This window comes from unidentified bacterial endosymbiont (assembly GCF_918320885.1).
Taxonomy (GTDB): Bacteria; Pseudomonadota; Gammaproteobacteria; order Enterobacterales.
On the sequence record NZ_OU907312.1, the window covers coordinates 514,643 to 534,575 of the forward strand.

At 48.9% G+C, this 19,933-nt stretch carries 19 protein-coding genes and 2 pseudogenes; 12 read left to right on the plus strand and 9 right to left on the minus strand.

What is annotated here, in order from left to right:
* The first annotated feature begins 237 nt into the window (after positions 1-237).
* The 8 genes from NL324_RS02645 (at position 238) to NL324_RS02680 (ending at position 9,421) form a co-directional block, all read left to right on the plus strand.
* Positions 238-1,098, plus strand: a complete 861-nt coding sequence (locus NL324_RS02645; protein WP_253306224.1) for a YicC/YloC family endoribonuclease — start codon at positions 238-240, stop codon at positions 1,096-1,098.
* Positions 1,099-1,116: 18 nt separating this feature from the next.
* The gene (gmk, locus tag NL324_RS02650) at positions 1,117-1,746 is read left to right on the plus strand and encodes a guanylate kinase (RefSeq protein WP_253306225.1); all 630 of its coding nucleotides are present in this window, start codon (positions 1,117-1,119) and stop codon (positions 1,744-1,746) included.
* A 104-nt stretch (positions 1,747-1,850) separates the two neighbouring features.
* Positions 1,851-2,129, plus strand: a complete 279-nt coding sequence (gene rpoZ / locus NL324_RS02655) for a DNA-directed RNA polymerase subunit omega (protein ID WP_253306226.1) — start codon at positions 1,851-1,853, stop codon at positions 2,127-2,129.
* A 75-nt stretch (positions 2,130-2,204) separates the two neighbouring features.
* Positions 2,205-4,313, plus strand: coding sequence for a bifunctional GTP diphosphokinase/guanosine-3',5'-bis pyrophosphate 3'-pyrophosphohydrolase (spoT, locus tag NL324_RS02660; RefSeq protein WP_436298236.1), 2,109 nt, complete (start codon positions 2,205-2,207; stop codon positions 4,311-4,313).
* A gap of 84 nt (positions 4,314-4,397) precedes the next feature.
* Positions 4,398-6,491, plus strand: coding sequence for an ATP-dependent DNA helicase RecG (recG, locus tag NL324_RS02665; protein ID WP_253307107.1), 2,094 nt, complete (start codon positions 4,398-4,400; stop codon positions 6,489-6,491).
* Between the two features lie 216 nt (positions 6,492-6,707).
* Complete coding sequence (locus NL324_RS02670; RefSeq protein WP_253306227.1) at positions 6,708-7,325, plus strand: TfoX/Sxy family DNA transformation protein; 618 nt, start codon at positions 6,708-6,710, stop codon at positions 7,323-7,325.
* A gap of 176 nt (positions 7,326-7,501) precedes the next feature.
* Positions 7,502-9,091 carry a peptide chain release factor 3 gene (gene prfC / locus NL324_RS02675; RefSeq protein WP_253307108.1) on the plus strand — a complete coding sequence of 530 codons (1,590 nt, stop codon included), beginning with the start codon at positions 7,502-7,504 and terminating at the stop codon, positions 9,089-9,091.
* Between the two features lie 105 nt (positions 9,092-9,196).
* Entirely contained in the window at positions 9,197-9,421 is a 225-nt protein-coding gene (locus NL324_RS02680; protein WP_301282771.1) for an ATP-binding protein, read from the plus strand.
* Here NL324_RS02680 and NL324_RS02685 read toward each other — a convergent pair.
* Both NL324_RS02685 and NL324_RS02690 read right to left on the minus strand, forming a co-directional pair.
* Positions 9,383-9,604 (minus strand): hypothetical protein, encoded by a 222-nt coding sequence (locus tag NL324_RS02685; RefSeq protein ID WP_253306228.1) that lies wholly within the window; start codon positions 9,602-9,604, stop codon positions 9,383-9,385. The genes NL324_RS02680 and NL324_RS02685 overlap by 39 nt on opposite strands.
* A gap of 153 nt (positions 9,605-9,757) precedes the next feature.
* Positions 9,758-10,923 (minus strand): annotated as a pseudogene (locus NL324_RS02690) (IS3 family transposase).
* A gap of 278 nt (positions 10,924-11,201) precedes the next feature.
* Here NL324_RS02690 and NL324_RS02705 point away from each other — a divergent pair.
* Positions 11,202-12,367: pseudogene (locus NL324_RS02705) on the plus strand (IS3 family transposase).
* A 212-nt stretch (positions 12,368-12,579) separates the two neighbouring features.
* Here the strand turns inward: NL324_RS02705 and NL324_RS02710 are convergent.
* Positions 12,580-13,113 (minus strand): IS630 family transposase, encoded by a 534-nt coding sequence (locus NL324_RS02710; RefSeq protein WP_301282772.1) that lies wholly within the window; start codon positions 13,111-13,113, stop codon positions 12,580-12,582.
* Positions 13,114-13,563: 450 nt separating this feature from the next.
* Here NL324_RS02710 and topA point away from each other — a divergent pair, with 450 nt between their 5' ends.
* A complete protein-coding gene (gene topA / locus NL324_RS02715) occupies positions 13,564-16,179 on the plus strand; it encodes a type I DNA topoisomerase (RefSeq protein ID WP_253306230.1) in 2,616 nt (871 codons plus the stop codon).
* A gap of 52 nt (positions 16,180-16,231) precedes the next feature.
* On the opposite strand, the gene rpmG is transcribed toward topA, so the two are convergent.
* On the minus strand, positions 16,232-16,399 hold the full coding sequence (gene rpmG, locus NL324_RS02720; protein WP_253306231.1) for a 50S ribosomal protein L33: 168 nt from the start codon (positions 16,397-16,399) through the stop codon (positions 16,232-16,234).
* A gap of 18 nt (positions 16,400-16,417) precedes the next feature.
* Complete coding sequence (gene rpmB, locus NL324_RS02725; protein ID WP_253306232.1) at positions 16,418-16,654, minus strand: 50S ribosomal protein L28; 237 nt, start codon at positions 16,652-16,654, stop codon at positions 16,418-16,420.
* Between the two features lie 161 nt (positions 16,655-16,815).
* On the opposite strand from rpmB, the gene NL324_RS02730 reads away from it, so the two are divergent.
* Both NL324_RS02730 and NL324_RS02735 read left to right on the plus strand, forming a co-directional pair.
* A complete protein-coding gene (locus NL324_RS02730; protein WP_253306233.1) occupies positions 16,816-17,277 on the plus strand; it encodes a tetratricopeptide repeat protein in 462 nt (153 codons plus the stop codon).
* An 11-nt stretch (positions 17,278-17,288) separates the two neighbouring features.
* Positions 17,289-17,540, plus strand: a complete 252-nt coding sequence (locus NL324_RS02735) for a hypothetical protein (RefSeq protein WP_253306234.1) — start codon at positions 17,289-17,291, stop codon at positions 17,538-17,540.
* Between the two features lie 373 nt (positions 17,541-17,913).
* Here NL324_RS02735 and rplS read toward each other — a convergent pair whose 3' ends face one another.
* From rplS to rpsP, 4 genes are read right to left on the minus strand one after another with little or no spacing between them, the layout of a single operon-like run.
* Positions 17,914-18,300 carry a 50S ribosomal protein L19 gene (gene rplS / locus NL324_RS02740; protein WP_253306235.1) on the minus strand — a complete coding sequence of 129 codons (387 nt, stop codon included), beginning with the start codon at positions 18,298-18,300 and terminating at the stop codon, positions 17,914-17,916.
* 34 nt (positions 18,301-18,334) lie between these two features.
* Positions 18,335-19,096 carry a tRNA (guanosine(37)-N1)-methyltransferase TrmD gene (trmD, locus tag NL324_RS02745; RefSeq protein WP_253306236.1) on the minus strand — a complete coding sequence of 254 codons (762 nt, stop codon included), beginning with the start codon at positions 19,094-19,096 and terminating at the stop codon, positions 18,335-18,337.
* A gap of 17 nt (positions 19,097-19,113) precedes the next feature.
* A complete protein-coding gene (gene rimM / locus NL324_RS02750; RefSeq protein WP_253306237.1) occupies positions 19,114-19,638 on the minus strand; it encodes a ribosome maturation factor RimM in 525 nt (174 codons plus the stop codon).
* A gap of 21 nt (positions 19,639-19,659) precedes the next feature.
* Complete coding sequence (gene rpsP, locus NL324_RS02755) at positions 19,660-19,908, minus strand: 30S ribosomal protein S16 (protein WP_253307109.1); 249 nt, start codon at positions 19,906-19,908, stop codon at positions 19,660-19,662.
* Positions 19,909-19,933: the final 25 nt, after the last annotated feature.

The window sequence follows — 19,933 nt, forward strand, 5'->3', positions numbered from 1 at the left end:
AGTGAAGGGCCTAGGGCACAGTGTGTGCTGATTGAGCAGCGTTTACCGGTAAACGGTATCGCGCACGCTCTGTAAGGGGTCACACGCTCCGGAAAGGATACTGCTTTAGCCTATAAGCGTCTATGCTATTGGTAGCACCGCGCCCAGTGATTCTCAGTAGGCAACCACAGTCAACCAACAGGTATCGATGATGAAGGATGGTTTCAGCACGCTAAAAGGTTCTCCATGTTGCGCAGTATGACCGCATTTGCATGCCATACTGTGACTGACCCAACCGGCGTAGCCACTTGGGAATTGCGGTCGGTTAACCACCGCTATCTTGAGTTCAGCTGTCGCTTACCAGAGGAGTTGCGAGCCCTAGAGCCGTTAATTCGCCAGAGGCTGGCTACCATGATTACCCGAGGTAAAGTAGAGTGCACCTTGCGTTTGCTAGAGACTCCAGCGGCTGAAGCGCCACTGCAGCTCAATCAACCGCTGGTACAGCAGCTGTTGGAAGCGGCCCAGTGGGTTAACTCCAAGAGTGCAACCGGCACGCTCAATCTGCTAGAGGTTCTACGTTGGCCAGGGGTGATCATCGTGGACAGAGCCGCTATCAAGGATGAACAGCGCTTGATGGCAGCCTATGATCAAGCCTTACAGCAGCTAGTGGCAGTCCGCACTGGTGAGGGCTGTGCATTACAATCGTTGCTGGAGCAACGCTTAACCGCTCTTGAGCAACAGATTGATCACATTCAACAGCGACTGCCGGACCTGGTAGAACTGCAACGCCAAAAGCTGCGGGATAAGCTACTACAAGCTTCACTGCCGTTGGAGTTGCTGCCGGATCCGGAGCATTTAGCCTCCGCGTTACTGGTGCTGATACAACGCCTGGATGTTGCCGAAGAGTTAGAGCGATTAGCGCTGCATGTACTGGAGACCAGAGCTATCCTGCAGCAGCCTGGTGCCGTTGGCCGTCGGCTGGATTTTATGATGCAAGAGTTGGGTCGTGAGGCTAATACCTTAGGCGCAAAAGCCACACTATCGGCAGTGACACTAGCCACGGTAGAGATGAAATTGCTCATTGAGCAGATGCGTGAGCAGATCCAAAATATCGAATAGCAGTGATGAAGGATAACCATGATACCAGGAACCCTGTATGTTATCTCAGCCCCTAGCGGGGCTGGTAAATCCAGTTTAATTGACGCTTATTTACACAGTGAGCCGCTGAGTCAATGCCAGCGATCCATTTCGCATACTACCCGAGCCAAACGACCAGGAGAAATTGATGGCGAGCACTACCATTTTATAGACGCCAGCACCTTCACCACCCTGGTCGCGCAGGGTGAATTTATAGAGCATGCCAAGGTATTTGACCATGATTACGGGACTTCGCGAAAGAGCGTTGAATCAATCTTGGCCCAGGGGTGCGATCTGTTTCTAGATATTGATTGGCAGGGGGCCCGTCAAGTGCGGGAAAAAATAGCGGAGATCTGTACGATTTTCATTTTGCCGCCGTCACGTCAAGCTTTGGAACAGCGACTACGTCAACGGGCACAAGATAGTGAGGGAGTTGTTGCTAGACGGATGATCACAGCCGTCAGTGAGATGTCTCACTGTCACGAGTATGATTATTTAATTATTAACGATGATTTTCAACAAGCCTTGGCCGATCTCAAGGCAGTTATCTACGCCACCCATTTGCAATATCGTCAACAGCAGTCGCGTTGTCAATTACTGCTGAGTAAATTGTTAGCGACGGGAAGCTAATTTAAGTATCATCCTGATTGAATATCACCTCAGGCCGCGAGGGTGTAGAGCACTCGTTGGGGTTTGACTTGATTACAGTGATAGACCAGCAAAGAGGGCTTTAAATGGCACGAGTAACGGTAGAAAAGGCTATTGAAAAAATTGGGAATCGTTTTGACTTGGTACTGATTGCAGCACGCCGTGCTCGTCAGCTTCAGGTGGATGGTCGAGAACCTTTAGTTCCAGCAGCCAATCATAAATGCACAGTCATTGCACTGTACGAAGTAGAAAATCGGCTGATTACCCCGGCTATTTTGGATGAATATGAGCGGCAAGCGCAGCGATCAGGGGGATTGAGTACTGTCGGTGCCATCACTTATGATCACCAGGCGTCCTTAAGTTAACGGGTGATCGGATTGATGACCCAAGAGGATGGCGTTGGTCGGTCGGTCGAAAAGCAGATCGGACAAGGATACTGTGTGAACGTAGGGTCATTTGAAAAACTGCGAGCAGCCATTCAGAGTTACTTGCCGACAGAGCAGCTAGCGGTCATCAAACAGGCTTACCTGTTTGCCCAACACGCACATCAAGGCCAGTACCGCTCTAGTGGGGAGCCTTATGTGACGCATCCACTGGCAGTCGCCACTATTCTAGCTGAAATGCGCCTTGATCAAGAAACGATCATAGCGGCTGTACTGCATGATGTGATTGAAGATACCGCAACCACCTTTCAAAGGGTAGAGCAGCAATTTGGTAGCACGGTTGCTCAGTTAGTTGAAGGGGTCTCTAAGCTTGATAAATTAAAATTTCGTAATCGGCAAGAGGCTAAAGCCGAAAATTTTTGCAAAATGATCATGGCGATGGTGCAAGATATTCGCGTGATCTTAATTAAATTGGCCGATCGGCTGCATAATATGCGCACCTTAGAGGGGTTACGTGCCAGCAAGCGACGCCGTATCGCTTGTGAAACGTTGGAGATCTATAGTCCCTTAGCGCATCGTTTAGGGATCCACCATTTAAAAATTGAATTGGAAGAACTGGGTTTTGAAGCGTTTTTCCCCAACCGTTATCGGGTTTTAAAAAGTGTTGTTAAAGCGGCTCATGGCAACCGCAAAGCGATCATCTGTAAGATTTTGACTGAGATTGAAACGTGCCTTCAAGCAGCAGGTATCGAGGCCCGAGTCAGTGGGCGTGAAAAACATCTCTTTTCCATTTACCAAAAAATGAAACAAAAGGAGCAGCGTTTTCACTCTATCATGGATATCTACGCTTTTCGGGTGATTGTCCAAGAAGTAGAGACCTGTTATCGGGTATTGGGTCAAGTGCACGCCCTCTATAAGCCACGTGCTGGTCGTTTTAAAGACTATATCGCGATCCCTAAGGCCAATGGCTATCAATCTCTGCACACCTCCATGATGGGCCCGCATGGTTTACCAGCAGAGATACAGATACGAACAGAGGATATGGAACAGATGGCCGAGATGGGCGTGGCGGCGCACTGGACCTATAAACAGCCCAGTGGTGTAGGGACCATGGCACAAGTACGGGCGCAGCGTTGGATGAAAAATTTGCTGGAGTTACAGCAAAGCACCGGCAGTTCCGTTGAATTTATCGAAAGCGTCAAGTTTGATCTCTTTCCCAATGAAATTTATGTATTTACCCCAAAAGGGCGTATTGTTGAGTTACCAGCAGGCGCCACACCGATTGATTTCGCCTATGCGGTTCATACAGACATTGGTCATGCTTGCGTGGGTTCCAGAGTCGATCGGCAATCCTACCCCTTATCACAACCCTTGCATAATGGGCAAACCGTGGAGATCATCACCGCACCAGGTTCCCGTCCTAATGCTGCTTGGATGAACTTTATCGTGACTTCGAAGGCACGCGCTAAAATTCGCCAGCGATTGAAAAGCTTAGGAAAAGAAGATGCGATTAAGCTGGGACGCTATTTATTAGAGCATGCCTTAGGCTATCCCCTAGAGCAGTTAGCAGAGGCGTCATTGCAGTGGTTATTAACAGAAATGAAACTGGGCTCTTTGGAGGCGTTGTTGGCAGAGCTGGGGCTGGGTAATCTCATGAGTACTGTGATTGCACATCGGCTAGCTGAGCATGAAGGGGTTGCAGGCAATAAAGTTTGTGCAGGACGACAACTGCCCATTCGGGGAGCCGATGGTGTGTTAATCACCTTTTCCAAGTGTTGCCGGCCTATCCCCGGGGATCCCATTATTGCTTATACCAGCCCGGGCAAAGGACTCGCAATACACCATGAGCTGTGTCGTAATATCCGTGGCTATCCCAATGGGGTTGATAAATTCATGTCGGTGGCGTGGGATAACACCATTGACCAAGAGTTTATGACCGAAATTAAGGTGGATATGGTGAATTATCAAGGCGCCTTAGCTAACTTACTGACTAAGATCAATACGACTGGATCGACTGTCCATCATTTAATGACTGAAGAGCGAGATGGCCGGGTCTATAGCGTCCATTTACAATTTACAGTACGTGATCGAGTGCACCTGGCTAATGTCATCCGTAAAATTAAAAAAATGCCGAATATTCTTAAAGTGATCCGTCATCGTAATTAAGTGGGCTTGCTGTTGCAGGCGCTTATAGTCTATTGTTGAGCAGCTCGATAATAGATATTACAACCCTAGTGATACAGGAAGCCTATAGACACTGCAACTTGTCAGTTAGGATCAAAGTTACTCCTCCTCCCGGGTGTTGGGCCAAAATTAGCGGCCCAGTTCAATAAGCTGGGGATACAGACGGTACAAGATCTACTGTTCCATCTACCGCTCCGTTACCAAGATCGCAGCGAGTGCTCAGCGATCGCAGCGTTGCAACCTGGCATGCAGGCGGTGGTGATGGGTCATATTGTACGGTGTGAGTCGGTATCACAGCGTCGCCCCATGTTACTGGTTCGGTTAGCTGATGCGACCGGTTTTTTGACTTTGCGGTTTTTTCATACCACTGTCGCTATGAAACAGCGGTTGACAGTGGGTACACGGCTGAAGCTCTATGGAGAGGTCCATCAAGGTGTCCGTGGTTTAGAGATGCTGCATCCAGAGTGGTCACTCACCCTGGAGGTTGCCACAGGGGAGAAAGGGGCGGCAGAGAAGCAGTTAATGCCTGTCTACCCGACGACCAAAGGATTGCGACAAGCAACCTGGCGCAAACTGATTAACCAAGCTTTAATTTGGCTGCAACACCATGACGTTGCTGAACTATTGCCGCCCGGTGCACTGCGTCATCCGATAACTCTATTTCAGGCCTTGCAGTTTTTGCACCAGCCACCGGCTGATATCTCCTTACACGTGTTAGAGCGAGGAGAGCATCCCGCCATTCAGCGGTTGATTATTGAAGAGCTACTCGCACACCAACTCAGTCGCTTAAGCTTGAAAGCAGCTATCCAGTGTCAACCGGCCTATCCGTTTCCGCATCACAGCTCGTTCAAGCAGCAGTTACTACAGGCCTTACCCTTTCAATTAACGGCCGCACAAATCAGGGTTGTTGCCGAGATTGAAGCGGATTTGGCGAAAACAACGCCGATGATGCGTTTGGTGCAGGGGGATGTGGGCAGTGGAAAAACTTTAGTGGCGGCTTTGGCAGCCTTAAAGGCGGTGACTCATGGCAAACAGGTTGCATTGATGGCCCCTACCGAACTGTTGGCAGAGCAGCATGCGGAGCAATTTCAGCAGTGGTTCGCGCCTTTGGGGATCACAGTGGTACGACTCATGGGTCATATCACGGGTCTTCGACGTCGAAGGACCTTAGCGGCACTCGCCACTGGTGAGATACTGCTCGTGGTTGGTACACAAGCGCTATTTCAAAAAGAGGTGCAGTTCAAAGCCTTGGGATTGGTCATTATTGATGAACAACACCGGTTTGGGGTTCAACAGCGACTGTTACTCTGGGAAAAGGGTGCGACTCAGGGGCTCTATCCTCATCAATTGGTCATGACTGCCACCCCGATCCCGCGTACCTTAGCGATGACGGTTTATGCAGATTTAGCCTGTTCTTACATTGATGAACTGCCTCCAGGGCGCCAACCGATTCACACGATTGTAGTTCCAGAGACTCGCCGTGGTGAAGTAATACAGCGAGTAGCGCAGGTGTGTGAATACGAGCAGCGGCAAGTGTATTGGGTCTGTACGTTAATTGAAACTTCGGAACGGCTAGAGGCCCAGGCGGCTGAACAGACCGCAGAGGCCTTACGGTGCCAGTTACCTAACCTCTCTATTGGGTTGGTCCATGGCCGTATGAGATCTCACGACAAGCAGGCGACTCTGCAAGCCTTTAAAGCAGCACAACTTCAGTTATTGGTCGCGACCCTGGTGATTGAAATTGGGGTGGATGTTCCCAATGCTAGCCTGATGATTATTGAGAACGCTGAACGCCTAGGGTTAGCACAGCTGCATCAACTGCGCGGCCGTGTCGGGCGTGGAACCTCCGCTTCACACTGTATTTTGTTGTATAAGCAACCGCTGAATCCACTTTCTAAAAAACGCTTAGCGGTCCTTAGAATGAGCCAAGATGGTTTTGAGATTGCCCAACGTGATTTAGAGCTCCGTGGCCCTGGGGAGCTGTTAGGAACACGACAGACTGGGGATATTCCTTTTCGGATTGCTGATCTAATGCGAGACCAGGCTTTGTTTCCACAGGTACAACAATTAGCGCAGCAGTTACAACACCATTACCCGACCCAGGCTAAAGCGCTCATTGAGCGGTGGTTACCCCAGGGAATACCCTATACCCATGCCTGATTCTGTCGAGAAGATTAGCAGTACTGGATAGGATTATTACCTGCTGATCGACCTTTTAATCACAGATTATCTTTAAATTTTGGAATCAATAGCATTTAAATTTACTTTAGGAGCGCATTTTTTTTTTAAAAAAAGTAAGCTGGTTGTAGCGAGTTGACGATAAATAATCAGTCTTCACAGCGATTCTCGATAGTGTCAAAGTAGGAGTTCATCAATATGAGTCCGATTGACCAACCTTTGGTAAAAACCATTTGTCAACGTTTCTGTTCACTGGGTCCAATCAGCGCTAAAACCATGTTTGGAGGCATTGGTCTTTATCAAGCAGGGGTTATGTTTGCCTTGGTGTCTGAGGAGAAGCTTTATCTTCGCAGTGGTGAGGCGCTAGAAGCGCTCTATCGACAGCATAGCACAGAGCATTTTATTTATACCAAGCGCGGGAGACCGGTCATATTGCGATACTACTCGATTGATAACACGCTGTGGGATAATCAGGTTCTTCTATTGACTTATGCACAGCAGGCTTTAGCTGGGGCTCGACAAGATAAGCAACGTCAGGCGGCGGCTCGGCATCAGCGTTTAAAAGATCTACCCAATCTAGGGTTATCGAGTGAGCGGCTGCTGCACCGTGTAGGTATTGAAAGCATTGAGCAATTACGGGACGTGGGTGCAGTTCGCGCTTACTTGCGGATAAAAGCCCGTAGCCGGGAGCTCTCCTTAAATTATTTATGGGCATTGGCTGGCGCCTTAGCTGGATGTCACGCTGCTAATTTACCGAAAGAGACCCGTCATCATCTGTTAGTCTCGCTACAGGATCTCCAAGAGGAACGGGCCTGACCAGATGAGGCATGGTATCATGGTGGCTCGGGCCGTGGTTGGGTTCTGTTAAGCTAGAAGGGGTGATAGGGTTAGCAGCTCCCTCATCAGGCTTTTTAGGGGCGGTCGCGGGTAAACACCCCCCTAGTCTCTGTTGATAGGATGCCTCGAGGCATAGGAGCGAAAAGAGAGTGGTAATGACAGAAATGGCGGCACAAACTGAATTAAAGCGGCGACGGACGTTTGCTATTATCTCCCATCCAGATGCTGGAAAAACTACCTTGACTGAAAAAGTGTTGTTATGGGGTCAGGCACTGCAAACCGCTGGAACCGTTAAGGGGCGTGGATCAGATCAGTATGCTAAATCGGATTGGATGGAGATGGAAAAGCAGCGCGGGATCTCTATCACGACCTCAGTGATGCAGTTTCCTTATCAAGGGTGTCTGTTTAATTTGTTAGACACCCCAGGACACGAAGATTTTTCAGAAGATACCTACCGTACTTTGACGGCGGTGGACAGCTGCTTAATGGTGATTGATGCTGCCAAAGGGGTAGAGGCGCGCACGATCAAGCTGATGGAAGTGGCGCGATTACGAACTACCCCGATTTTAACCTTCATGAATAAGCTGGATCGTGATGCTCGTGATCCCATGAACTTACTGGATGAAGTAGAGCGTGTGTTATCAATAGCCTGTGCACCGATCACCTGGCCAATCGGTTGTGGCAAGTCGTTTAAAGGAATTTACCACCTCTATCAGGACCGCATCTATCTCTATCAAACGGGTCAGGGACACACCATCCAAGCAGAACGGATTATTCAAGGGCTTCATCATCCTGAATTGGATCAAGCCATTGGCGAAAGTTTAGCCACACAATTACGCGAAGAGCTGCAGTTAGTTCGCGGTGCTTCTCACCCCTTCGAGGTTTCCGCTTTTTTGCAGGGCAGGTTGACCCCAGTATTTTTTGGTACCGCCTTAGGTAACTTTGGGGTGAACCATCTTTTAGACTACCTAGCGGAGTGGGCGCCAGCGCCTTTAGAGCGTCAAACGCACACTAGGCGAGTGTCAGCCAATGAGTCCGCTTTCTCGGGATTCGTCTTTAAAATTCAAGCCAATATGGATCCGAAGCATCGCGATCGTATTGCTTTTTTACGGATTGTCTCCGGTCATTATCAAAAAGGCATGAAGCTTAAGCAAGTTCGTCTTGGAAAAACGGTCACCCTGACGGATGCCCTCACGTTTATGGCGGGGGATCGGACGCAGGTTGAACAGGCTTACCCAGGCGATATTATCGGGCTTCATAACCACGGGACGATTCGTATTGGTGATACCTTTACTGAAGGGGAGTCTCTTCAATTCATTGGCATTCCCAATTTCTCCCCAGAGTTATTTCGGCGGATTCATTTAAAAGATCCCATGAAGCAGAAGCAGTTATTAAAAGGGGTATTACAGCTATCGGAGGAGGGGGCAGTCCAGATTTTTCGACCTTTGACGAACAATGAATTTATCGTTGGGGCCATAGGACAGCTGCAATTTGAGGTGGTCGTGGCACGCTTATGGACAGAATATCAAGTTGAAGCTGGCTATGAGCCCGTAAAAGTTGTCACGGCACGTTGGCTGCAATCCGATCACGATAAACAGTTTGCCGATTTTAAACGGCACTATGAGCACTGTTTAGCATTGGATGGCGGCAATCGCTTAGTCTATATTGCACCCAGTTTGGTTAATCTAAAATTAGTACAAGAGCGTTATCCACAGGTCATTTTCAATAGCACGTGTGAACACTAACCGCCTTGCGGCATACAGCAGTTCTGATGTTCTGGTCTAATAGCAGTAGACACTTCAGTTAAGAGAAATGGGTCTACTTTTTCTGGACCAGAACAAGAGCCGCTGATTCAACCCCAGCGTGCAGATCTGTTGGAGCTGATAGATGCAAGATACGACAACGGTGCAACGCTGATGACCAGTCAGCTTCCGGTCAATAGTTGGTATCAGATGATAGGGGAATCAACCCATGCTGATGCCATTTTAGACAGAGTGCTGCACAGTGGAATTAAATTAGAGTTATTAGTTCCACCATCAACCTCCCTCTGCTGCTTGAATGAGTCCGCCTGTTAGGCTGTTCGGTTTGGCGTACTCTTTAAGAACTCCCGCGAATTCCAGTCGATCAATGCTAGCACTCATCGCTTGTGCTATTAGGGTTGGATTGCCCTGCAACTGCCACTTTATCTCCGCTACATCGAGATAACCACCCTGCAGTGTACGAAGTAGTCCTTTCCCATAGGGAACGCTCTGCGGCACTTGGTTTCTAGAGAATAGACTCTGCAGGTGGCTAGCGAGTATGGAGAATTGTGCTAGTGCAGTATCAGATTTATAGGCATCAGTGCCTGCCTTTATCCCCCGCGTCAGCAGCTTGATCTTGCCACCTTTTTTTAGACACAGAGAAGAGAAACCTTAAGCGACCTGGGATAACCAATTTTTTTCAAAATTTACAGGAGACAGATAGCCTAGCGTTGAGTGCCGTCTCTGTCGGTTATAAAACACTTCTACGTATTCAAAAATGCTCAATTTGGCTTGTTCTCTGCTCTCAAAACGTTCAAAGTGGGTGTGCTCTGTTTTTAAGGTATGGAAAAAACTCTCTGCTACTGCATTGTCATAACAATTGCCCGTACTACTCATGCTAAGCGTTATCTGGTGATGCGCCGATACAGCCTTGAATCCTTTGCTGGTATACTGGCTGCCTCGGTCGGAGTGGTGGATGAGACCTGCAGCAGGCTTCCTCCGTGTTATTGCCTGGCGTAATGCTGCGGCTACTAACTCGGTGGTCATGTGAGCTTGCATATCCATCCCCACGATACTACGAGAGAACAGGTCCAGTACGATAGCAACATACAACCATCCCTCTTGGGTCGGAATATAGGTAATATCTGCTGCCCAGTATTGATCAGGGCGAGTGGCTGTGAACTTCTGCTTGAGTAAATTAGGCGCCACTGCGGCCTTTGGATCGACTATTGTGGTTACCTTAAATCGTTTTTTCATCTTAGCCGCAATATGGGCTGCTTTCATTAGCCGACAAACCCGTTTGCGTGAACAGCGCTCACCTCTAGCTCGTAACTCAGCATGGATACGTGGGCTACCGTAAATTTGGTTGCTTATGGTATAAACCTCTTTAATTTCAGATATTAAACGCTCATCCTCACAATAGCGCTTGGATGGCTCAGCCTTGATAAACTGATAATAGCCACTGCGGGATACACCTAACACGTTGGACATCCTCTCTACGCTGAATTCCCCAGCATGCTTTTGCATAAACTGGTATTTTACTTGCGGGCCACTGAGAAGATGCCCAAGGCTTTTTTTAGGATATCCCTCTCTTCGCGTGCTATCGCCAATTCTTTCCGCAATTGACTGAGCTCAGCATCAGACGCTTTCAGGTATCCTTTGCCCGGGAAAGCCTCTGCACCATCCTTGTTATGCTGATGGACCCACCCTGCCAATGTACTCTTGGGAACTCCCAATTCCTCGCTCAATTGACAGAGCGTTTTACCAGTGCTGTGATACAGCTTTACCGCATTCAGCTTGAATTCCTTATCATAGCTCCTTGATTCCCCTTGATTCATAACTTCACCTCAAAAAGTAACAAAAAATTATACGCTTTGTTCCTCTTCGTTGTGTCCGTTAAAGGGTAGCAAGATCAGCTGCTCTAAAGTACGTAGCGGCTCTTTGCTATTAATAGACTCGACAATCTCGGGAACCTGTTCTCCCAGAAACGTGTTTCCAACATCCGTTGCAGTGATCTTGCCACCTTTTTTTAGACACAGTGATCTTGCTACCCTTTAACGGACACAACGAAGAGGAACAAAGCGTATAATTTTTTGTTACTTTTTGAGGTGAAGTTATGAATCAAGGGGAATCAAGGAGCTATGATAAGGAATTCAAGCTGAATGCGGTAAAGCTGTATCACAGCACTGGTAAAACGCTCTGTCAATTGAGCGAGGAATTGGGAGTTCCCAAGAGTACATTGGCAGGGTGGGTCCATCAGCATAACAAGGATGGTGCAGAGGCTTTCCCGGGCAAAGGATACCTGAAAGCGTCTGATGCTGAGCTCAGTCAATTGCGGAAAGAATTGGCGATAGCACGCGAAGAGAGGGATATCCTAAAAAAAGCCTTGGGCATCTTCTCAGTGGCCCGCAAGTAAAATACCAGTTTATGCAAAAGCATGCTGGGGAATTCAGCGTAGAGAGGATGTCCAACGTGTTAGGTGTATCCCGCAGTGGCTATTATCAGTTTATCAAGGCTGAGCCATCCAAGCGCTATTGTGAGGATGAGCGTTTAATATCTGAAATTAAAGAGGTTTATACCATAAGCAACCAAATTTACGGTAGCCCACGTATCCATGCTGAGTTACGAGCTAGAGGTGAGCGCTGTTCACGCAAACGGGTTTGTCGGCTAATGAAAGCAGCCCATATTGCGGCTAAGATGAAAAAACGATTTAAGGTAACCACAATAGTCGATCCAAAGGCCGCAGTGGCGCCTAATTTACTCAAGCAGAAGTTCACAGCCACTCGCCCTGATCAATACTGGGCAGCAGATATTACCTATATTCCGACCCAAGAGGGATGGTTGTATGTTGCTATCGTACTGGACCTGTTCTCTCGTAGTATCGTGGGGATGGATATGCAAGCTCACATGACCACCGAGTTAGTAGCCGCAGCATTACGCCAGGCAATAACACGGAGGAAGCCTGCTGCAGGTCTCATCCACCACTCCGACCGAGGCAGCCAGTATACCAGCAAAGGATTCAAGGCTGTATCGGCGCATCACCAGATAACGCTTAGCATGAGTAGTACGGGCAATTGTTATGACAATGCAGTAGCAGAGAGTTTTTTCCATACCTTAAAAACAGAGCACACCCACTTTGAACGTTTTGAGAGCAGAGAACAAGCCAAATTGAGCATTTTTGAATACGTAGAAGTGTTTTATAACCGACAGAGACGGCACTCAACGCTAGGCTATCTGTCTCCTGTAAATTTTGAAAAAAATTGGTTATCCCAGGTCGCTTAAGGTTTCTCTTCTCTGTGTCTAAAAAAAGGTGGCAAGATCAACGTCGAGTTCTAGCCATGGTCAGAGCATCAATGATTAACGGCGTTTTAAGGCTTCTGCTTAGACTCCAGCCAATGATCATATGGCCATAAAGGTCAATTACTGTAGCCAAGTATAGAAATCCCGTTTGGGTTGGAATATAGCTGATAGAGCTGGATAATTTAATTTTGATTCTAAATAAAAGCCTGTTGGAAGATCTCATCAACGGAGCATCGGAGCTTCCTACGAATAGCTTTCTCCTGAGCCCACTTGTGTTCAATAGGGTTAAGATCCGGAGAATAAGTTGGCAGAAATTCCAGTGTGCAACCTGCCTCCTCTATTGCAGTCTGAGTCGCTTCTTTTTTGTGAAAGCTGGCATTATCCATAACAATGATCGCCCCAAGGGATGTTTTAGGTAACAGGTCTTGTGTTACCCAGGCATTAAACACTTCACTATCGATAGTGCTTTGAAAAGTGCAAATGGTCATTAATTTATTATTCAATAAAGCACCAATCACATGGGTGAGCCCCTTGGCTTGCCACGCTTGTTTTCCATAGCAGCGCTTTCCTCGGATTGAGTAACCTCGACATCTGGGCATATCTTTAGCAAAACCACTTTCATCTACATCAATGATCTCACAACCTTCCTCCCGATATTTTTGAAGTCTGGTTTGAAAGCACAAGCGTTGTTCGTCGTCTGCTTTTGGGGGTTGCAGTGTTTTTTTAATAGGTGATCCCTAGTCGTTGCAATGCATGGCAAATCGAGGGTGCTGGGTCCAACTGACTGATGAGGCAAAATGCCGGGCTCATGTAGACTTCCGAAACCAAGCATACCTCTTAGATAAAATTGATGAGGATTGAGTTGATAATTCCTGCTATCAGTCAGTTGGACCCACTACCCACTAATCAAGAGCAGATCAGTCCATAGCGGTACTGGTTCAGTATACCGTTCATCGGCGTATCCGTCAGACACTGCTCCTCATGGTTAACCTGCTAGGGTGAGTCAACCAAGGTTCAGTATCACAATAATCAACGGTCAGTGATGGTATAATGCCCGATTTATTGCTAAGTTAATCGATTAATCGGAGTTGTCCAGTCACCCAAAGAGACGGGATGATTGAGGATAGGGCATGGATAGCTTCCTTGTTAAACAAAATATAAATTAGGTAATTATCAACATGGGTCAGGCACTTGTTATTGTTGAATCTCCGGCAAAGGCAAAAACCATTAACAAATATTTGGGAAGTAACTTTATTGTTAAGTCGAGTATTGGTCATATTCGTGACCTCCCTACGAGCCGATCAACGAAGCAGTCTAAAGGCAGCACTGTTCCCAAGCGTCAAAAAGCAACCAGCGCCACTGCTGATAAAGCCACCACAGCACAACTCAAACAGCAGCAGGCCTTAGTGAATAGAATGGGGGTCGACCCTTATCAAGGTTGGCAAGCGCATTATGAAATCGTCCCTGGAAAAGAGAAAGTTGTTGCGGAATTAAAGGCACTGGCTAAACAGGTGGATGAGATCTACCTGGCAACCGATCTCGATCGAGAAGGAGAGGCGATTGCTTGGCATCTACAGGAGATCATCGGCGGCGATCGACAGCGCTATCGACGGGTGATCTTTAATGAAATCACCCGCGAGGCCATTCAACAAGCGTTTAAAAATCCAGGGACTTTAGATTTAGCCCGGGTCCAAGCACAGCAAGCGCGACGCTTTCTTGATCGCGTCGTCGGCTATATGGTCTCTCCGTTGTTGTGGAAAAAGATTGCCCGAGGGCTCTCAGCTGGACGGGTGCAATCGGTAGCGGTGCGTTTGGTCGTTGAGCGTGAACGGGATATTAAAGTATTCCTCCCAGAGGAGTATTGGGAACTCCAAGCTGATGTGCAGACAGAGCAGGGAGCAGCGTTGCGCATGCAGGTAGTACAACAGCAATCACAACCGTTTAAACCCGCCTGCGAAGCGGATGTTCAAGCGGCTATTGCCAAACTGCAAAAGAGTCCCTATGAGCTTATCAGCTGTGACGTAAAGCCCACCGCTAGTCAGCCTCCGGCGCCGTTCATTACCTCTACGCTACAGCAGGCAGCCAGCACCCGGATTGGTTTTAGTGTGAGGAAAACCATGGTAGCGGCACAGCGCCTCTATGAAGCGGGCTACATCACCTACATGCGGACTGATTCAACTAGTTTGAGTGCTGATGCCCTGCAGAAAGTGCGACACTATATCCAAAACAGCTTTGGCGAACACTATCTTCCTGATAAGCCTAATGTTTATAAAAGTAAAAGCAGCGCTCAAGAGGCCCATGAAGCGATTCGGCCGACTTCAGTCGATCTACTGGCGGAGCAGCTCAAGGTTGTGGATGCGGATGCCCGTAAACTCTATCACTTGATCTGGTCGCAATTCGTAGCCTGCCAAATGGTGCCTGCACGGTATCAATCTACCACCCTGACGGCCCGCTCTGGGGATTTTTTATTAAAGACCAAGGGCATGGTGCTACAGTTTGATGGCTGGACGCGAGTACTCCCAGTGCCTCGCAAAGCGGATGAGCGTCAGCTACTGCCTTTAGTAACGGTTCCCAGCCCGCTGCAGCTACAGCAACTGGAACCCAGTCAGCATTTTACCAAGCCGCCGGCGCGTTACGGGGAAGCTAGTTTAGTCAAAGAGTTGGAAAAACGAGGCATTGGTAGGCCTTCTACCTACGCAAACATCATCTCAACGATTCAAGAACGCGGCTATGTTAGAAGCGATAATAAGCGTTTTTATGCTGAAAAAATGGGAGAAATTGTCACCGATCGATTGCTGCAGAATTTCCAAGCGTTGATGAGTTACGATTTTACTGCACGAATGGAGACCACTCTTGACGACATTGCGGGTAAAAAAAGCGATTGGAAAGCGGTGCTCGACCATTTTTTCACTGACTTTTGTACCCAATTAGCCTGTGCGGAAAAAGAGGTTGATCAGGGGGGGATGCAGCAGAACCAGATGGTGTTGACTAGCATCGATTGCCCACGCTGTGGTTGCAAAATGGGGATTCGTACCGCCAGTACTGGGGTATTCTTAGGCTGTTCTGGTTATACGGGCACCTCGACCGCCGATCGCTGTAAGCAGACGATTAACTTGATCCCTGAGGGAGAGGTGCTCAATATTTTAGAGGGTGATGCTGCCGAAACGGCTGCTTTACGCGCACGCCACCGTTGTCACAGTTGTGGAACCGCCATGGACAGTTACTGGATGGATCAAAAGCAACGGCTCTACGTGTGTGGAGACAACCCCCGCTGCTCTGGTTATCGGGTAGAGGAGGTGGCCGAGAGCCGGCGTTCGGTGGTCAGTTGCGAGAAATGTGGCTCTGAAATGACCCTGAAGACGGGTCGCTTTGGAAAATATATGGGTTGCAGTCATAGTGAGTGTGGCAATACACGAAAAATTTTACGCAATGGTGAGTTGGCACCCCCTAGAGAGGATCCTATTCCATTACCTGAGCTCAAATGCAGTCAATCAGAGGCCTATTTTGTATTGCGTCAGGGGGCGGCAGGTCTATTTTTAGCAGCGAATACCTTTCCTAAAGATCGCGAATCGCGCTCACCATTGGTGGAAGAGTTGGTACGCTTTAAAGATCGATTACCAGAGAAACTGCACTATTTAACCAAAGCGCCTACCACGGATCCCCAGGGTAATCGCACGGTGATTAGATTTAGTCGGAAAACCAAGCAGCACTATATTGCCGCAGAAAAATCTGCAAAAAACAGCCGCTGGTCACTGTTTTACAGCCAAGACCAGTGGCAAGCTAAGCAGAAGTGAATAAGCAGAAGTGAAGAGGGCCCCCAGTGGGGGCTTTTAAAGGAAGAGGGGATTACTTAATTTTTGCTTCTTTATACAGGACCCGCTGCCGTACCACTGGATCATACTTCTTGAGGGACATTTTTTCTGGGACATTACGTTTATTTTTGGTGGTTGTATAGAAATGTCCGGTGTCAGCAGAGGAGACGAGTTTAATTTTTTCACAGAGACTTTTAGCCATGAGAGCGCTCCTATCAGGTTATATTTTTTGGCCTTGGGCCCGTAACTCAGCTAACACTGTCTCAATGCCTTTTTTATCAATAGTGCGCATTCCATTGCAAGAGATCCGCAGGCAGACGAAGCGTTTTTCGCTGTCTACCCAAAAACGCTTCGTCTGTAGATTAGGCAAAAAGCGACGTTTTGTAGCATTCATGGCATGTGAACGATTATTGCCGGTAAGCGGGCGTTTGCCAGTGACTTGGCAGACTCGAGCCATAGAGATTCTCCGAACGATAGGGGACTACAAGGTGCCGATCAGCGATCAGCTGAGCAAGCCCACTCAAAAACAGAACCATTGTACCGCTGCCATCCAGTTTCCTCAAGGGGGGATGTGAACGATCACCTAAAATGTCCGGTTTTTGAACGGATTAACGGTCATTGTTGGACCCTGTTGTTGCTTCAGGATTCGGGTCTAGTCGTGAGTTGCCCCTGACTGCCAATGTCAGCGTCTATTGTTCTTGGCCTAAAAACTGGGCAAGAATACTCGATTCGGTCTGGTCGATCAGCTACGGCGAATTGGCCGATGCATACCAGCAATTCGGGTATCTTTACAAAGCCGCCGAATTGTATGAAAAAGCCGGAAGGAGGGCTCCCTCCTACGTCGGTCATCATTTATTCTCGGCAGCCATGCTATGGGAACAGCTGGGGAAACATGAGCGGGCATTATCGAGTTGCCTGACATTGTTTCAGTTATCACCGGACAATCCATCGGTAGTGGCGGTGGGGCTGAAATTGGGCAAGAAACTGCAGGACCGCAGTCTGGAGCATTTTGAAGCAGCTTACCATCAGCTGCAGTCCAGCCTGCGCCAGGAGCCTCTGGAATATCTATCGAGCAACTGAGTGGTGGTGATGTGAAGCACACAACCTTAACGAAACGTAATTTCGCCGACTTTGCACTGACCCTGTTCGCTATGGGGATGGTCAGTGTCGGCTTCGGGGCGGTCGACCTGTTGATGATCGCGCCACTTGGCTTACAGCACATCGCGGCCGTGAGCCAGGGAGAGCTGATTACTTCCGCCTTACTAGAGGCCTTGATCGGTCTGGTGGATACTTTCATCGCCCGCTTGGCTGCGAAGGGCCATCTACCCTATTGCTGGCGCTGATCTTCACCCTGGTATTCAGCAGCTACCTAAAGCCGAAAAACAAGGTATGTCATGAAACATCTTGAAAATACCTCGGCTTTTCGCCACCAGCCGTCAAAATCAGTATTGTGCTTGTCCGATAGAGCAGAATAATTTAAATATGAGTAGACTAAGAGTGCTGATACCCCTATTAACCTGAGGAACCACTGCTGCAATAGCACATGATTAGTTTCATCCATGGAGTTTAAAAACAGCAGGCAACAGCAGTTAGGGCTTGCTCCTCTGAGTGTCCGTAAAAAATGGGCAGGATCAGCTAGCCGCTCGGGGCACTGGTGATAGAGAGGACTCTACGCAACAGCCAGCGCTGTAGCGTAGGGAAAGCCTAGTAGAGAAGCTAGGGTGTGGCGGCAGTAGGGATGGCGGCATTCGGTCGACGTTGTAAGCGCTCTTTGATACGCGCCGCTTTGCCGGTCCGCTGCCGTAGGTAGTAGAGCTTGGCCCGCCGAACATCACCACGGCGTTTAACTTCAATCGAGTGAATAACCGGTGAGTGTGTTTGGAACACCCGTTCAACCCCTTCGCCACTGGAGATCTTCCGTACGGTAAAGGCTGAATGCAGGCCACGATTCCGTTTAGCGATGACAATCCCTTCAAAGGATTGTAGCCGCTTTTTACTGCCCTCGATGACCCAGAGTTTAACCTCAAGGCTATCCCCGGCCCGAAATTCTGGGACATCTGTTTTTAACTGCGCTTGCTCTATCTGTTCAATAATTTTGCTCATTGTTTATCCTTAGTGGCCTAGAAAGCAGGGATCGTTAAGGGTGTGGTTCGACAGACTCTTGTTGAAATTCCGCGAGTAGTCGTTGTTGTTGATCCGTCAGAGCTAGGTCCTTGAGTAGTTCAGGTCGTCTAAGCCAGGTACGACCTAACGACTGTTTTAACCGCCAACGTTCAATGTTAGCGTGATCCCCCGATAACAGTATCGGCGGAACTGCAGCTCCCTCAATATCAGGAGGGCGGGTGTAGTGTGGCGCGTCGAGCAAGCCTTGGGCGAAAGAGTCCTGCTGGGCTGAGCTGGGTTGACCCAAAACCCCCGGCAGACAGCGCGCTAGGGTGTCGATCAGCGTCATGGCCGGTAACTCTCCGCCACTCAACACATAATCCCCAACAGACCACTCTTCGTCAATCTCCTGCTCTACCAGCCGTTCATCAATGCCCTCATAGCGACCACAGACTAGAATCAGACCAGCATGGGTTGCCAGTTGTCTAATCGCCGCCTGGTTCAGCAAGCGGCCTTGAGGCGACAAGGCAATCACCTTAGTCGTGCTTGCCGTGGCTACTTTAGCGGCTTGAATCGCTGCGCGCAAGGGGGCCACTTTCATGACCATGCCAGGTCCGCCACCATAGGGGCGATCATCCACGGTACGATGCCGATCATCGGTAAAGTCTCGTGGACTCCAGCAACGTAAGCTGAGTAGCCCCTTGCGGAATGCCCGTCCGGTGACGCCATACTCAGTAATGGCATGAAACATCTCAGGGAACAGGGTGACTACGCCAAAGCATAAGGTTCTAGTCATCAGCAGCGCCTGTGGCGTTAAAACTCCGGATCCCAATCGACGGTCACCAGACGGCGAACAAGATCGACTTGCTGAACGACGGCAGGTTCTATCCAGGGGATCAAGCGCTCGGTAATCCCATAAGCCTCGTTGGCGTCTGCTTTCACCACCAATACATCATTGGCACCAGTTTCTAGCAGTTGGATCACAAGGCCTAAGGGGTAGTCAGCCACGGTGACGACCTGACAGCCTAACAGTTGGGACCAATAGTACTCTCCGCTGGGCAGTAGAGGAAGTTGTGCAGGCTCGATAGCGATTTGCCGCTGCACCATGGCCTGTGCGGCATTTCGATCATTGACGCCGGTTAACTTCACCACCAGGCGACCAGCGTGCTGTTTCCAGGCGCTCAAACCCACCTCAGACCAGCACCCATTTTTCTGGATTAACCAGGGTTGGTATTCCAGGATACTGCGATGGTTCTCAGTGGCGGCATGCACTTTCAACCACCCCTGAACACCATAAGGGGCCCCAAAGGTGCCAACCACTAACGGTTGTTGACTCATCCTGTGTGTTAATAGCGTGTGTTAGGCTGCTTTTTGGCTCTCTTTGAGCAAGCTTGCGACTCGATCAGAGAGGGAAGCGCCCTGACCGACCCAGTAGTGAACACGCTCTTGATTAAGCCGTAGGCGCTCTGCTTTGCCACTGGCAATGGGATTAAAAAAGCCAACATTCTCTAAGAAACGGCCATCACGCGGACAGCGGCTGTCCGCAACGACCACCTGATAAAACGGACGCTTCTTAGCACCACCCCGTGCTAACCGAATTGTGACCATAAATTTTTTATCACTCCCAGAGACT